Source organism: Brevibacterium sp., assembly GCF_022712115.1.
Classification (GTDB): domain Bacteria; phylum Actinomycetota; class Actinomycetes; order Actinomycetales; family Brevibacteriaceae; genus Brevibacterium; species Brevibacterium salitolerans.
Genome location: NZ_JALAHB010000257.1, coordinates 1 through 14,442, shown reverse-complemented (window position 1 = coordinate 14,442; position 14,442 = coordinate 1). Strand labels below are relative to the sequence as shown.

The window sequence follows — 14,442 nt, the reverse complement described above, 5'->3', positions numbered from 1 at the left end:
GCTCCCACCACTGGGCCTGATCGAGGACCAATCTCATGGGCATGCCGACGGGCGCGGAGAACGGCACATAGCTCAGGAGCGTGAGGACGGGCTCGTTGTCGTAGAAGAAGATCACGAGGAAGAACGGCGCCATCACCAGGAGCATCACCGGGCTCGTCACGGATCCGATGTCCTCCTGCCGGGACACCATCGACCCGGTCGCGGCGAACATTGTCGCCACGAGGACGAAGCCGAACGCGAACAGCACGCCGAACCAGAGCAGAGATGCTCCGATCTCCCCCAGAAGCAGGTCCTGACCCGTGGCCAGCATCCCGATCGCCGCGAGCAGCAGGACTACCGCGACATTGGACAGCGCGAGGATGCTGTTTCCGAGGATCTTGCCTGCCATCATCGTCCGTGCTGACACCGTGGCCAGCAGGATCTCGACGATCCTCGTCTGCTTCTCCTCCACGACGCTCTGCGCGATCGTCATCCCGAATGTCAGAGCGGTCATGTAGAAGATCATGCCGAAGCCCAGCGCCGCGATGTAGGCGAAGGCGTCGAATCCGTCCTCGGACCCGTCGAGCAGTTCGAGCGTGGGTGCCACGGTCAGCGCATCCATCAACCCGTCCGGGGCTTCCTCCAGGGCGAGGATGGTGAGACCGCCGCCGGCCTCTGCGGTGCTGCCATCCGTTTCCTGCGGGCCTCCCGCGGCTTCGTTCACGAGGACCGCGGCCTCCGCCTCTCCGGCGCGGACGAGGTCCTCGGCCTCTGCACGGTCGTCCGCGGGCCGGACCTCGAACGGTCCGGTGGTCAGGGCCTCGGGGGCGGTGCCCACGACCGCCACTTCGACGGTGTCCGGATCTGCGGCGCGTTCCGCCTGCCGCTTCTGTACGATCCCGCCGATCACGACTGCTGCGAGAACGGCGAGCAGGAGGACCACGGTGGAGGCGATGAATGCCTTGCTGCGCAGTCGCGTGGTGATCTCCCGCTCCGCGACGAGCCAGGTGAGCTTCGCCTGGCCGGGCAGAGGGCTCCCGTTCTCGGGTTCTGCGCCCGGTCTCGTGGGGTGTGCCGTCATCTCGGACGCCTTTCTCTCTGCTGGTGGGATGTTCACTGCACCGTCTCCTTGAAGATCTGCGCGAGCGTGGGCGTGATGGGCGCGAATCTGCGGACCTGCGCCCGCCCCACTGCGGCAGTGAGGACGGTCTGCGCGGTCTCGGCGCTGTCGGCCTCGAACCGGGCCGTCGCACCGTCGAGACGTGTCACTCGCACCCCCGGCTGTTCGCGCACCCACCCTGCGTCTGCATGGGCACCGTCCAGCTCGAGTTCGAACTCCAGGCCGGAGTGTGCCGCGCGCAGCTCTTCGCGGGAGCCTGCTGCACGGACGCGGCCTCCTCCGATCACCACGACGTCGTCGCAGAGCCGCTCCACGATGTCGAGCTGATGGGAGGAGAAGAGCACCGGGGCTCCCTGTGCGGCGAAGTCCCGCAGGACCCCCAGCACCACGTCGACGGCGATGGGGTCGAGGCCGGAGAACGGCTCGTCGAGCACCAGCGCGAGGGGTTCGTGCACCAGTGCCGCGGCGATCTGCGCCCGCTGCTGGTTGCCCAGTGACAGGTTCTCGAGCGCGTCGTCCGCGCGGTCGGCGATGCCCAGACGCTCCGTCAGGGAGGAGGCGGACTGCTTCGCCGCAGCCGCGGTCATACCGTGGAGCCTGCCCAGATAGATGAGCTGTTCCAGGACCTTCATCTTGGGATAGAGGCCGCGCTCCTCCGGCATGTAGCCGAACCGGGCACGCACGGAGTCGGTGAGTGGAGCTCCGTCCAGGGTCACACTTCCCGCGTCCGCGGACAGCACGCCCAGGATCACGCGCATGGTGGTGGTCTTTCCCGCGCCGTTGCCGCCCACGAACCCGGTCATCCGTCCTCCGGCCACGGAGAACGAGACCTCGTCGATGGCGGTGCGGTCACCGAAGCGGCGGGTGATCCCCTTCACCTCGATCTTCATTCTTCTCTCCTCGTCTCTGCGGTTCGCTGCCTCTGCCTCCACGCTAGGGATCGGTTCACCCCCGCGCTTCCGCCTGGGTACGGAACCGGCTCCCCCTGCAGGGTGAGGCGCGGCCTCGGGACGTGAGGTGCGGAGGGCGGCGAGGAACCGGCTCCCCCTGCAGGGTGAGGCGCGGCCTCGGGAGGTGTGGGTGCGGAGGGCGGCGGGGACCCACCTCCGTCCGCAGACGGAGGCGCGTGCGGCGGTGCTCGCCCTACAGTGAGGGGATGAGCACCACAGCCAGTGAGAGTTCCGGCGCGCGCCTTGAGACGTGGATGCGCCCGAGGCCGGGTCGAGAGGTGTACCGTGCTGACGGTCTGTTCGCTCTCCTCCTCGCCGTGGGCGCGGTCACGGTGGCACTGCTCTTCCAGCGCACCGGCCTCCACGACGACGTGGCGGATCCGTGGGTGTGGGTGCTGGGGATCGGTCTGGCGACTCTGCCGCTCACGGTCCGTCGCCGCTTCCCCGTGCCGGCCGCCCTGGCCTGTGCGCTGGGGTTCTTCCTCTGCCGGCAGATGGGCGTGCCGGACATGCTCATGGTGGACATCTGCCTGTTCCTCGCGCTGTACTCGGTGGGCGCATGGGAGCAGAACCGCCGCGTGGCGCTGTGGTCCCGCGTGGGGATCGTCGCGGCGATGTGCGCGTGGATCGCCGTGAACCTTCTTCTGCAGTCCGCGGGGGACGAGATCGCCGAGATGTTCCCCGATGCGCCGGCTTCCTCGATCTTCTCCGCCTTCGCCACCTTCGCGGCGATCCAGATCATCACCAACGTCCTGTACTTCGCCGGGGCCTTCTACTTCGGTGAGCGGGCGTGGAACGGTGCGCGCACCACAGCGCTTCTGGAAGCACAGGGCCGCGAACTGGAGCGCGAACGGCAGACGAGCGCGGCCCAGGCGGTTGCCCTCGACAGGCTGGGGATCGCTCGCGAGCTGCACGACGTGGTCGCGCACCACGTCTCCGTCATGGGCATCCAGGCGGCGGCTGCACGCAGATCGCTCGAGCGTGATCCTGAGCAGGCCGTGCGGTCCCTGGAGGTGGTGGAGGAGAGCGCGCACACGGCGGTGACGGAGCTGCGCGGCCTCGTGCGGACGCTGCGGGAGCCTGCGGCGGAGTCCGCCTCCTCGGCGCTGGGTGTGGCGCAGCTGCCGGAACTGGTGGAGGAGGCACGCCGTACGGGCACGCCGGCGGCGCTCATCGTGGGGGGGGAGCAGCGGCCTCTGCCGCTGCTCGTCGACGTGGCACTCTACCGGGTCGCGCAGGAGGCGCTCACCAACGTGCGCAAGCACGCAGGCTCCGGAGCCGAGGCCGAGGTCCGTCTGCGCTTCACTCCCACCGCCGTGGAGGTGGAGGTGGCCGACAACGGCATGCGCAGGTCGCCCGCTGAGGGGGCACGACCGGAATCGGGAGCGGCTCTGAGCGGTGGGATCCCGGTGGACGCGGTGAGCGCTGCCACGGTGCGCGAAGGCGGTGGCCTCGGTCTGCGGGGCATGCAGGAGAGGATGGGCGCAGTGGGCGGGTCCGTGCTGGCGCAGAGGCGTGAGCAGGGCGGCTTCCTGGTGCGCGCCCGGGTCGAGCTGGGGGCCTCGGCGGCACGGCCGTCTCCGGCCGGGGAGGCCGTTCCGTCCACCGGGGAGGCCCCGTCGGCCGAGGAAGCCCCGTTCCTCGGGGAGTCTCCGAGGGAGGGCGAGGGCTGCGCGGGCCCGGTCCTGAACGCGGGGGAGGATGCGGTTCCGGCGGACGCCGCGGTTCCGGCCGCCTCGGGCGGAGAGGCGGGCGCGCGATGATCCGTGTGCTGCTGGTCGACGATCAGGAGCTGGTGCGTGCGGGGTTCCGCATCATCATCGACTCCGAGCCGGGCATGCAGGTGGTGGGTGAAGCCGCCACCGGAGCAGAGGCGGTGGAGCTCGCCGCGGAGCTCGCCCCGGACGTCATCTGCATGGACATCGAGATGCCGCAGATGAACGGGATCGAGGCCTCGCGGCTGATCCTGGGAGGGGTCGGCGGCACACGTGAGACGGCGATCCTCATCCTCACCACCTTCGGACACGAGGAATACCTCTTCGATGCGCTCGCCGCGGGTGTGAGCGGCTTCCTGCTCAAGACGGCTCGAGCCGAACAGCTCATCGACGCGGTACGGACGCTCGCCGCCGGTGATGCGCTGCTGGGCCCCGACGTGACCCGGGCCGTCATCGCCCGTGTGGCGTCCGGCCGGCGGACCGCCGGCACAGGGGAGTCGTCCAGTGGGGAGGGCGCCGTCGGGCCCGAGGCGGTTGGGCGTGCCGGCGTCGAGGCCCCCACCGCTGGTGTGGATTCTCAGGGGAATGCGGGCCTCGGGGGCGGTGCAGAACCGCGTGACGCGAGGTCCTCCCAGGGAGAGGACCGCGGCGCTCCGAGCGGAGGCGCGGCAGGGCGCGGGAGGGCCTCCGCCGCGGTCGCAGCTGCGGTGGCGGCCGTGGGGCTCTCGGAGCGGGAGACTGAGGTCCTGGTGCTCGCCGCGGAGGGGAAGTCCAACGGCGAGATCGCCGGTCAGCTGTTCCTGGGGGAGGCGACGGTGAAGACCCACATGTCCAACCTGCTGCGGAAGCTGGGTGCGCGGGACCGGGTGCAGGCCGTTGTCTGGGCGCACACGCACCGTCTTCTGTAAGGGGTGCCACGGCGGATCCCGGGAATGCCCTCGGTGATCCCTGCCGTGTTCGTGCGACGTGAGGGTGCCGCACAATTCTCCGCCGATCCATTGACCCTTCGTGCGTGCACCGTGTATACATGGAGTATTCGCGGTGCAGAGGCGCACAGGGGGTATCTCGATGACCGGCGAATTGCTGTCTCGAAGGCAGATGCTCGGCGTGGCAGGAGCGGGCAGCGTCGCCTTGGCTTCTGCGCTCGCCGGCTGCCGCAACGCGGCCAGCTATCCGGAGTCCTGGGAAGACGTGAGCGCGGGCGGTGGCGAGCCGAATCGCGGAGGAGTGCTCCGCTACGGGCTGTCGACCGAGCCGGTGAATTTCGAACCACACGTGAGTTCGGGAGCTGCGTCGGACGTCATCCGCCAGATGACGTACAACGGCCTGTTGCGGTACGACGCCGACGGTGAGATCGTTCCCGACCTGGCGCGGGAGCACGAGTGGGCGAACGCGACGACCTATCGCGTGAGGATTCGCCCTGATGTGCGGTTCCACGACGGTTCGACGATGACCGCGGACGATGTGGTGTTTTCGATGCGCCGGATCATGGACCCGGATGTCTCCTCGACCGCAGCATCTCTCTTCCGGGCGGTGGAGAGCGTGGACAGGTCCGGTGGGGACACGGTGACGTTCACTCTGGGGGAGCCCGATACGACGTTCCCGTTCGCGCTCGCGGACCCGTGCGCGAACATCATCTCCCGGGACTGGGCGGAAAGCGGCGCTGACCCGCTGCTCGAGGTGATGGGGACGGGCCCCTTCCGGTTCGTCGAGCGTGTCCCCGGCGTGAGCATCCTCCTCGAACGCTTCGAGGACTATTTCGTACCGGAGCTTCCCTATCTCAACGCCATCGAGTTCACGCCGATGGAGGATGACTATGCGCGAGTGACCGCCCTGCGCACTGCCACTGTGGACATGATCGACTACATCCCGTCCACGCACGTGGGGGTCATCGAGAACAATCCCAGCCTCGAAGTCTATTCCGACAGCACATTCGGCTTCGGCATCCTGGGCTTCGTCACGACCCAGCCGCCGTTCGACGACAAGCGGGTGCGGCAGGCAGTCGCCTACAGCATCGATCGGGAAGCGGCACTCGAGACGGCCTACCTCGGACAGGGTGCTCCGATCACAGGCGGTCTCGTGCCGGAGGGAATCGCATCCTACGCCTCCGAACTGGCTGGGACGGTCACCTACGACCCTGAGCGTGCCGCCGCACTGCTGCGGAAGGCCGGGCGTGAGGAGCTCGACCTCAGCATGATCACCACCAGCAGCTACTCCGTGATCGCGAGACCGGCAGAAGCCATGCTCCCCTCGCTGCGGGCCTCTGTGGTCAATCCCAGCCTCGACCGCCAGGAATGGCTCTCGTTCCAGGAGACCGTCGAGGCCAAGACCTATCCCAGCTTCGCCTGGGGCACCTCGCTCAAGTTCGGGCATCCCGGTGCGCTGAGCGAGATCGTCGGTGCCGGCAGCCGCTGGGCGAACTTCCTCGACTTCGACGACGGCAGGACCAATGAGCTCCTGTCCGAGGCGAGGCGGACAGCGGACCCGGGGCTGTCGGACGAGCTCTTCCTCGAGGCCGAGCGGAGAGTGCTCGACGAGATGCCGCTGACCTACACGCTGCGCCGCATTCAGGGCGAGGCCGCCTACACCTATGTCCGCGGCTTCTCGCATCCCCCGAAAGGGGCCTGGACCCAGGTGAGCCTTCGCGGCGTCTGGCTGGAGGAGAACCGATGAGGAGCTTCATCGTCCGCAGGGTCGGACTCGCGCTGCTGCAGCTGGTGGTCGTCGCCACCATAGTGTTCCTCCTCATCAGGCTCATCCCCGGCGATGCGGCGCGCGCGGTGCTGGGGGAGAACGCGACGGACGATCAGATCGCAGCGATGCGTTCGACGATGGGGCTGGACGACTCTCTGCCGATGCAGTTCGTCAACTACTGGGCGGGGCTGTTCACCGGTGATCTGGGAATATCCCTCATCAGCGGCCGCCCCGTGGCCGGCGACCTGATCGTCCGTTTCGGCAACTCGATGGAGATCATCGTCCTCGCGATCCTGCTGTCGCTGATCGTGGGAGTCGTGCTCGGCCGAATCGCAGCGGTGAGGAATGACAGGCCCATCGATCACATCCTCACGGGCGGATCGGTGCTGGGGATATCTCTGCCGGTCTTCGTCACCGGCACTCTGCTGCTCCTCGTCTTCGCGATCTGGCTCCCGGTGCTGCCGCCACAGCGCTACGTGAGCCTCTTCTCCGATCCGCTCGGCCATCTCCAGCTGGTCGTGCTGCCCGTCATAGCCCTCGCCGCGACTTCGACGGCGGTGATCATGAGGATGACGCGGTCGGCGATGCTCGAAACGCTCGGCGCGGACTTCGTCCGCACTGTGCGTGCCAAAGGGGTGCCCGAACGACAGGTGGTGTCCAGGCACGCCCTGCGCAACGCTCTCGTGCCCGTCGTGGCGATCACCAGCGTCGAGCTCGCCACTCTCATCGGTTCCACGGTCCTGGTGGAGACCATCTTCGGATGGCCGGGTGTCAGCTCGATGCTCATGCAGGCCGTGACGGATCGCGACTATCCCGTGATCCAGGCAGTCGTTCTCAGCGCCTCGGTCTTCGTCATCGTCGTCAATCTCCTCGCAGATCTCGTCATCAGAGTGCTCGACCCGCGAACGGAGGCCATCTGACATGTCCGAGAATGTGGTCACGACTCCCTCACGCGCCACCGGCGCCTCGGGTCCGGCACCTGCCCGCCGTGGCCTCGGCTCGAGGCTTCTGCGGAATCCGCGCACGTTTGTCAGCGGAGCCTTCTTCGTGCTGGTCTTCGCGGCCGTGGCGTTCGGCCCTGCGCTGTATCCGATCGAATTCCGCGCCCAGGTGGGCGTTCCGCTCACTCAGAACGGCCTTCTCGGCACGGACGACTTCGGCCGTGACGTCTTCGCACGTCTGCTCGTGGCCACCAGGACTTCGCTCCTCGTCGCGGCCGGTGCCGTCGTCATCGCCCTCGTGCTCGGGGTCGGCCTCGGTCTTCTCGCCGGTTTCCTGGGCGGCTGGACGTCGACGATCATCATGCGCGGATCAGACATCCTCCTCAGCTTCCCGGCAGTGATCCTCGCGATAGCCACCGTCGCGATCCTCGGACCGGACCTCGTCAACGTCGTTCTGGTCATCGGCGTCATCTACGTGCCCCGATTCACCCGTGTCGTGTACGCGCAAGCGGTGTCGATCCGCTCGGCACAGTACGTCGACGCCGAACGGGTGAACGGTACGCCGACGTGGAGCATCATCGCGCGAACGGTGCTGCCCAACGTGATGTCCACGGTCATCGTCCAGGCGAGCCTCAGCCTGAGCTTCGCCATACAGGTCGAGGCGGGACTCAGCTTCCTCGGTCTCGGGGCCCAGCCGCCGCTGGCCTCGCTGGGCACGATGATCGCCTCGGGCCGCGACTTCCTCGAGGTGCAGCCGACCCTCCTCATCTATCCCTCCCTCATCCTCATCGCGATCGTCCTCGCGGTGAACGTCCTCGGAGACGGGCTGAGGGACGTCCTCGACCCCCGGCGCGCGTTCGTGCGCTGAGACCCCACGGTTCCCGAATCGCAGAAAGGAAGTAAGGCACATGATCGACAGCTCGAAGAGTCTCGGCCGCCTGAGCTGGACAGAGGTGGCCGAGGCTGCCCGACGAGACCCCGTCGTCCTGCTCCCCATCGGCGCGATCGAGCAGCACGGCCCGCATCTCCCGGTGCACGAGGACTCGATCGTCGCCGAATGGGCGGCATACAGGATCGCCGATCTCACGGACGGCGAGGTGGACGTCCTCGTCGCGCCTGCTCTGCACTACGGGCATTCGCCGACCTTTCGCGGGTTCGCCGGGAACCTCTCGCTGAGTGCCGAGACACTCAAGGCCGCCGTCAGGGACATCATCGATTCGCTCGTCCGATCGGGATTCCGACGGATCGTCCTCGTTGACAACAATGGCGGAAACGTGGGCCCGGTCTCAGGTGCCGCCATCGACTCCCGTCGGGATCTGGACGTGCTCATCGGCCATGTCTATCCGTGGCAGCTGGGCTACAGCCTGATGCGGGACGTCTACGAGAAGCCGGAGGTCGTCTACGGGCATGGGGCCGAGCCCGAGCTGTCCGCAATGCTGGCGATCTTCCCGGAGCAGGTCGATCTCTCCAAAGCTGAGTCGGGAGGACTCTCCCACGAATCCGGTTGGACTCCCACGAGCTACTCGGAGGCCATGATCGACGGCTACTCCGTACCGGGCACCGTGTACTGGGACTTCTCGGAGGTCAGTGAGAACGGGGTCACCGGTGACGTTTCGGCGGCAGATGCCGCGACCGGGGAGGAATGGATCCGTCGAGTGATGGGCTTCTGCGCCGAGTACGTGCGCGAATACGACCGGAACACCGCTCGGTCCTGAATGGAGGCGATGATGAGAGTGGCAATTTCACAGTTCGGTGCCAGCCGGACGATTGCTGAGAACACGGCACGGATCGTCTCAGACGCCCACCGGGCGGGAGAGGCCGGGGCGAGCCTCATGGTCTGTCCTGAGGCCTCGATGATCCGCTTGCCGGACAAGGACGAATCTCTGGTCGGTCGAGTCGAGCCGGTCGAGGGGTCCTTCGGGACGGGGCTGGCCCTGGCCTCCGAGGAGACCGGAGTGACCATCGTCGCCGGCGGGTTCACGCCTGGCGATGCCTCGCGGGTGAAGAACACTCTCTTCGTCGCTTCGGGAGGGAGGATCATCGCCACGTACGACAAGATCCACCTGTACGACGCCTTCTCCGACAAGGAATCGGACAAGGTCCTCGCCGGGCCGGTCGAGCCGGTCACCGTCGACGTGGAAGGAGTCCGGATCGGACTGGCGACCTGCTTCGACCTGCGGTTCCCGGAGCTGTTCCGCGATCTCGCCGACCGAGGCAGTCTTCTCGTGGCGGTTCCCACCGCGTGGGTGAAAGGGCCGCTGAAGGAGGAGCATTGGCTCACTCTCCTGCGAGCACGGGCGATCGAGAACAGCTTCTTCATCGTGGGCAGCGGCGAAGCCGGGGTGCGTTCGATCGGCCGTTCGGCTGCTTTCGACCCGATGGGACTGCAGCTCACCGACCTCGGAGCCGGGGACGGCTTCGGCGTCGTCGACATGGACATCGGCAAGGTCGCTGAAACCCGCAGGGCGAATCCCAGTGTGCACAACCGGCGGTACGCGGTTCTCCCCAGGAGCGGCGATGAGTGAGGAGGCGACCTCGGTGCCGGTGCTCGACGTGCGTGATCTCGAGGTGCGGTTCGACATCGCCGGGCGCGAATCAGCGGCCGTGGACGGCATATCGTTCGCGGTGGCCCCGGGTGAGGTCCTCGCAATCGTCGGCGAGTCCGGCTCCGGCAAGTCCGTGACGTCGATGGCGATCCTCGGGCTGCTGCCTCCGAACGCGCGCGTGTCGGGGAGGATCGAGTTCAACGGTGTGGATCTGCTCTCCCTCGGCGCTGCGGAGATCAGGGAGATGAGGGGCAATCATGTGGCGATGATCTTCCAGGAGCCCATGACGGCGCTCGATCCCGTCTACACGGTGGGGGAGCAGATCGCTGAGGCGCTGTGCGCTCATGAGCCGATGAGCCGGGGTGCCGCACGTGAGCGCGCTCTGGAGCTGCTCCGGCTGGTGCGGCTCCCCGACGCCGAGCGCCGCATCGACCACTATCCGCATCAGCTCTCCGGCGGCCAGCTCCAGCGGGTCGTCATCGCGATGGCGGTGAGCTGTGACCCCGATCTGCTCATTGCAGACGAACCGACGACGGCACTTGATGTGACCGTGCAGGCGGAGATTCTGGACCTGCTGCGTGACCTGGGCGCCCGCCTCGGAGCCTCTGTCCTGTTCATCACCCATGACATGGGAGTCGTGTCCGACATCGCGGATCGTGTGGCCGTGATGCGAGACGGTCTGATCGTCGAGCACGCCGAGGCGCGCGCGCTCTTCAGCGATCCGCAGGAGGAGTACACGAGGCACCTCCTGTCGTCCGTTCCCCATCTGGGGCGCACGCAGTGCGAAGCGGACGACGCGGAACCGGTCGGTGATCCGGTGCTTCGCTTCGACGGGATCGACATCACCTATCCGGGGCGGTGGGGCGGGGCGGACTTCAAAGCGGTCGACGATGTGTCCCTCGTCGTCGGGCAGGGCGAGGTCCTCGGCCTGGTGGGCGAATCGGGATCCGGGAAGTCGACTCTGGGACGCTGCGCGATGGGACTGCTCAAGGCCAGTCGCGGGCGGGTGTCCGTATGCGGTGAGGACATCACAGACCTCTCTCCACGGCGCCTGCGGCCCCTGCGCAGCGAGTTCAGCATGGTGTTCCAGGATCCTGCGTCGTCGCTGAACCCCCGGGAGACCATCGGCGAGATCGTGTCCAAGCCGCTGCGCCTGCACGGGAGTGCGGACAGGCAGGGGATCCGCCGCAGCGTCTCGGAGATGCTGGACCGGGTGCGGGTGCCCGGCGAGTGGACCGAGCGCTATCCCCATGAGCTGTCGGGCGGTCAGAGACAGCGGATCGGCATCGCCCGTGCTCTCATCCTCTCACCCCGTCTTCTCGTCGCCGATGAGCCGACCTCGGCGCTGGACGTCTCGGTGCAGGCGACGGTCCTCGAGCTCTTCAGGGAGCTGCAGGCCGATCTCGGCTTTTCGTGCCTGTTCATCACCCATGACCTCGGAGTGGTGGAGCAGCTGGCCGGCCGGGTCGCCGTGCTCCGTGCGGGCAGGCTCGTGGAGACGGGCAGCACCGCCGCCGTCCTGCACGCTTCGAAGGAGGAGTACACGCGGCGGCTGGTCCTGTCGGCTCCTGTGCCCGATCCGGTGGAGCAGGAGGAACGGCGGAGGGCATTCGCGGCGTTGGCCGCACCGACGTGAGACCACGAGAATGAAGGCCGACCCTCGTGTGCCTCTACTCTTGGAGGCGAAGGGGAGCGGCGACAGACAGGAGACCTCGGTGGCGCCTAAGAGGCCGTTGGCTCGTTATCGCGCCTTCGAATGGGTGAGGAACGCCATCGTCGCAGGGGAGATCGGCGGCGGCGAGTACATCGAGGAGTCCACCGTGTGCGAAGCGGTGGGGGTTTCGCGCACCCCGGTTCGGGAGGCGTTCAATCAGCTCGCGGCGGAGAAGTACATCACCTTGACGCCGCGTCACGGGGCTCAGGTGCGGACCGTCAGCGCTCAGGAGCTGCAGGAGGTCTACGAAGTCCGCCGTCTCATCGAGGGCCGGTGCGTGGAGATCCTGTGCCGGTCTCGTGTCCCGGTGACCGAAACCGCGCGCATCGCGCTCGAAGAACGGCTGAGAGCCGCTGCTGCTGCGGCGGAATCTCCGGCCGATCCCGAGCTCCGGGTCGAAGCCTCCCGGGCGGACTGGACCTTCCACTATTCGATCGTCTCCGCTGCGGGGAACTCGGTGCTCACGGAGACGTACGAGTTCCTCCGCTCCCGACAGCAGCGGGTGAGCATCGCCACAGGTGTGAAGTTCCCGGAACTCGTGAAACTGTTCGACGAACATCATGTGGCGATGCTCGAGGCATGGCGAGCATGCGACGAAGACGAGTTCAAGCGCATTCTCGGCGAGCACCTGCGACCAGCGGATCGGATACTGGCTTCGCTGGAAGCGGGGTGATCTCTCGACCCGGCGGCCTCCCGCGGTTCCCTGATCCCCGTCTCGGAGGAGACTTCGTTCTCCGGGCCGATCCGGCGCCCCCTTCTCACTCCACGAGCTTGCCGTCCTGGTCGACCTCCCGCATGAGCGCGGCGATGTCAGGATGTGCCTCGGCGATCGCCTCGCGCTCGATCCGGCCGGGGCCGGACCAGACCAGGTTCACCCGCATCCCGGGGTCGGTCCTCGGGAAGTCCGAGCGGTTGTGGCACCCCCGGGTCTCGCGCCGTTCCAGCGCGCACTCCAGGGTGGCGCGGGCGGCGAGCAGGGACGCGCGCAGGTCGAAGGCGTGCGCGAGGTCCTGGTAGCCGGCCTGGTCGGGGTGCACGGTCACGTTCCGGGCGCGCTCCTCGAGCACGGCGAGCTCAGTGAGCCCGCGCTGCAGCCCCGCCTCGGAGCGGACCACGCCGCAGTGCTCCGTCATGAGGTCGCGCAGCGCTCTCTGCAGCGCGCGCACATTCTCCCCGCCCTCGGACTCGAGGAGGCCCGAGACCTCGGCGCGGGCGGCCTCGACAGCTGCGTGGGAGCGCTGCTGCACCTCGGCCGTCCGGCACACCTCCGCGGCCGCCTGGCCGGTGAGCCGACCGTAGACCAGCAGTTCGATGAGCGAGTTCCCGCCCAGCCGGTTGGCGCCGTGCAGGCCCGAAGCGGCCTCACCGATCGCGAACAGTCCCGGTACGTCCGTGCTGTGGTCCTCCGGGCGGACCCACACCCCGCCCATCGAGTAGTGCGCTGTGGGCGCCACTTCGACGGGTTCGGCCGTGATGTCGAGCATCTGGAGCTCCATGAGCGTCTGGTACACGCGCGGCAGACGCTCCATGATCTGCTCGCGCGGCAGGTGTGAGACATCGAGCCAGACACCGCCGTTGGGGGTGCCGCGGCCCTCCTTGATCTCGGTGTAGCCGGCCAGTGCCACGCGGTCGCGGGTGGAGAGCTCCATCCGCTCCGGGTCGTACCTCTGCATATAGCGTTCGCCGAGGGCGTTGCGGAGGATGCCGCCCTCGCCGCGCGCGGCCTCGGAGACCAGGGTTCCGGCGTCCGCCTCGGGTTCGAGGATGCCCGAGGGGTGGAACTGCACCAGCTCCGCGTCGCGGATCCGTGCCCCGGCCTCGTGGGCCAGGCGGAACGAGTCCCCGGTGTTCTCGTTGCGACGCGAGGAGGTGCGCCGCCAGATCCGATTGTGCCCGCCGCAGGCCAGGACGACGGCATCGGCGTGGATGAGACGACGTTCGCCGGTGAGCTCGTGGAAGCCGTATGCGCCGAACACCGCGCCGTCGTCATTCACGAGCACCTTGGTGATGCAGACGTGCTCCAGGAAGTCCACTCCCAGGGCCTCTGCGCGGGCCACGAGCGTGCGCTGGATCTCCAGACCGGTGTAGTCCCCGGCGAACGAGGTGCGCCGCCAGGTGTGGGCGCCGAAGAAGCGCTGGGAGATCCGGCCGTCCTCCTCGCGGGCGAATTCCATGCCGAAGCGGGCGAGGTCCTCGATGCCGCGTGCGGCACCCCGGGTGACGATCTCCACGGTGCGGGGGTCGGCGAGCCCGTAGCTCTCCGTGAGGGTGTCCGCCGCGTGCTGTTCCCAGCTGTCCTCCGGGTCCATCGTGCCGAGGGCGGCATTGATGCCGCCGGCGGCCAGTGTGGTGTGTGCGTCGCTGCGTGGTCGCTTGCCCACCGCGAGCACGTCGATGCCCTGCTCGCGCAGCTCTATCGCGGCGCGCAGACCGGACCCGCCGGTTCCCACGACCAGAGCCGAGGTCGCGAGCTGCCGTTCGCGTGGGTGCTTGCGGCCGGCGGCGGTGACGGGGCGGGCCGGAGCGGTCGCAGGAGTCACTGTCGGGGCGTTCGTGGAAGCTGTGGTGTGAGAGGTGCAGGTTGGGGTGTCCGTGTGAGACATGTGCGTCCTTCGATGACGAGGCGGTCCGCTCCTGCAGAGAGCGGGGGAGGTGCACCGAGATCGAGGCTAGGGCTGCGGAGAAGACGAGGGCAAGGGTCACCTAAGTCCGCGAGCACGGCCGTCTCACATGCTGGCGGGGTGATGAGATCTGTTGTGCGGGCGGTGGCCCTGAGCCGAGGG

General features: G+C 68.0%; 12 protein-coding genes. 9 read left to right on the top strand and 3 right to left on the bottom strand.

All coding sequences use genetic code 11. The annotated features are described in order from the left end of the window. Together Q0A33_RS15305 and Q0A33_RS15300 are read right to left on the bottom strand one after the other, a co-directional pair. A partial coding sequence (locus Q0A33_RS15305) for an ABC transporter permease (protein ID WP_291798797.1) occupies positions 1-1,060 on the bottom strand: 1,060 nt, incomplete at its 3' end. A 32-nt stretch (positions 1,061-1,092) separates the two neighbouring features. After that, positions 1,093-1,989: an ATP-binding cassette domain-containing protein gene (locus Q0A33_RS15300; protein WP_291798794.1), complete on the bottom strand. Its 897-nt coding sequence runs from the start codon at positions 1,987-1,989 to the stop codon at positions 1,093-1,095. A gap of 266 nt (positions 1,990-2,255) precedes the next feature. Here Q0A33_RS15300 and Q0A33_RS15295 point away from each other — a divergent pair, with 266 nt between their 5' ends. The 9 genes from Q0A33_RS15295 to Q0A33_RS15255 all read left to right on the top strand — a co-directional run bounded on the left by Q0A33_RS15295 (position 2,256) and on the right by Q0A33_RS15255 (position 12,332). After that, the gene (locus tag Q0A33_RS15295) at positions 2,256-3,812 is read left to right on the top strand and encodes a histidine kinase (RefSeq protein WP_291798791.1); all 1,557 of its coding nucleotides are present in this window, start codon (positions 2,256-2,258) and stop codon (positions 3,810-3,812) included. Then, positions 3,809-4,672, top strand: coding sequence for a response regulator transcription factor (locus Q0A33_RS15290; RefSeq protein WP_291798788.1), 864 nt, complete (start codon positions 3,809-3,811; stop codon positions 4,670-4,672). Before Q0A33_RS15295 ends, Q0A33_RS15290 begins: the two co-directional genes overlap by 4 nt. Positions 4,673-5,039: 367 nt before the next feature. Continuing rightward, positions 5,040-6,437 carry an ABC transporter substrate-binding protein gene (locus tag Q0A33_RS15285; protein WP_291798785.1) on the top strand — a complete coding sequence of 466 codons (1,398 nt, stop codon included), beginning with the start codon at positions 5,040-5,042 and terminating at the stop codon, positions 6,435-6,437. Further along, positions 6,434-7,378, top strand: coding sequence for an ABC transporter permease (locus Q0A33_RS15280; RefSeq protein WP_291798782.1), 945 nt, complete (start codon positions 6,434-6,436; stop codon positions 7,376-7,378). Before Q0A33_RS15285 ends, Q0A33_RS15280 begins: the two co-directional genes overlap by 4 nt. Before the next feature lies 1 nt (position 7,379). Then, positions 7,380-8,267 carry an ABC transporter permease gene (locus Q0A33_RS15275; protein ID WP_291798779.1) on the top strand — a complete coding sequence of 296 codons (888 nt, stop codon included), beginning with the start codon at positions 7,380-7,382 and terminating at the stop codon, positions 8,265-8,267. 40 nt (positions 8,268-8,307) lie between these two features. Beyond that, a complete protein-coding gene (locus tag Q0A33_RS15270; protein WP_291798776.1) occupies positions 8,308-9,114 on the top strand; it encodes a creatininase family protein in 807 nt (268 codons plus the stop codon). 18 nt (positions 9,115-9,132) lie between these two features. Continuing rightward, positions 9,133-9,924 (top strand): carbon-nitrogen hydrolase family protein, encoded by a 792-nt coding sequence (locus tag Q0A33_RS15265; RefSeq protein ID WP_291798774.1) that lies wholly within the window; start codon positions 9,133-9,135, stop codon positions 9,922-9,924. Next, entirely contained in the window at positions 9,917-11,581 is a 1,665-nt protein-coding gene (locus tag Q0A33_RS15260; protein ID WP_291798771.1) for an ABC transporter ATP-binding protein, read from the top strand. The genes Q0A33_RS15265 and Q0A33_RS15260 overlap by 8 nt, the downstream gene beginning before the upstream one ends. A gap of 79 nt (positions 11,582-11,660) precedes the next feature. Beyond that, positions 11,661-12,332, top strand: a complete 672-nt coding sequence (locus Q0A33_RS15255) for a GntR family transcriptional regulator (RefSeq protein WP_291798767.1) — start codon at positions 11,661-11,663, stop codon at positions 12,330-12,332. A gap of 85 nt (positions 12,333-12,417) precedes the next feature. On the opposite strand, the gene Q0A33_RS15250 is transcribed toward Q0A33_RS15255, so the two are convergent. Then, on the bottom strand, positions 12,418-14,199 hold the full coding sequence (locus Q0A33_RS15250) for an FAD-binding protein (RefSeq protein WP_291798764.1): 1,782 nt from the start codon (positions 14,197-14,199) through the stop codon (positions 12,418-12,420). Positions 14,200-14,442 lie beyond the last annotated feature (243 nt).

Bases quoted from the DNA above. Each gene is read 5' to 3' on its own strand.
- Q0A33_RS15300 (WP_291798794.1), bottom strand. From the start codon at position 1,989: ATGAAGATCGAGGTGAAGGGGATCACCCGCCGCTTCGGTGACCGCACC.
- Q0A33_RS15295 (WP_291798791.1), top strand. From the start codon at position 2,256: ATGAGCACCACAGCCAGTGAGAGTTCCGGCGCGCGCCTTGAGACGTGG.
- Q0A33_RS15290 (WP_291798788.1), top strand. From the start codon at position 3,809: ATGATCCGTGTGCTGCTGGTCGACGATCAGGAGCTGGTGCGTGCGGGG.
- Q0A33_RS15280 (WP_291798782.1), top strand. From the start codon at position 6,434: ATGAGGAGCTTCATCGTCCGCAGGGTCGGACTCGCGCTGCTGCAGCTG.
- Q0A33_RS15275 (WP_291798779.1), top strand. From the start codon at position 7,380: ATGTCCGAGAATGTGGTCACGACTCCCTCACGCGCCACCGGCGCCTCG.
- Q0A33_RS15270 (WP_291798776.1), top strand. From the start codon at position 8,308: ATGATCGACAGCTCGAAGAGTCTCGGCCGCCTGAGCTGGACAGAGGTG.
- Q0A33_RS15260 (WP_291798771.1), top strand. From the start codon at position 9,917: ATGAGTGAGGAGGCGACCTCGGTGCCGGTGCTCGACGTGCGTGATCTC.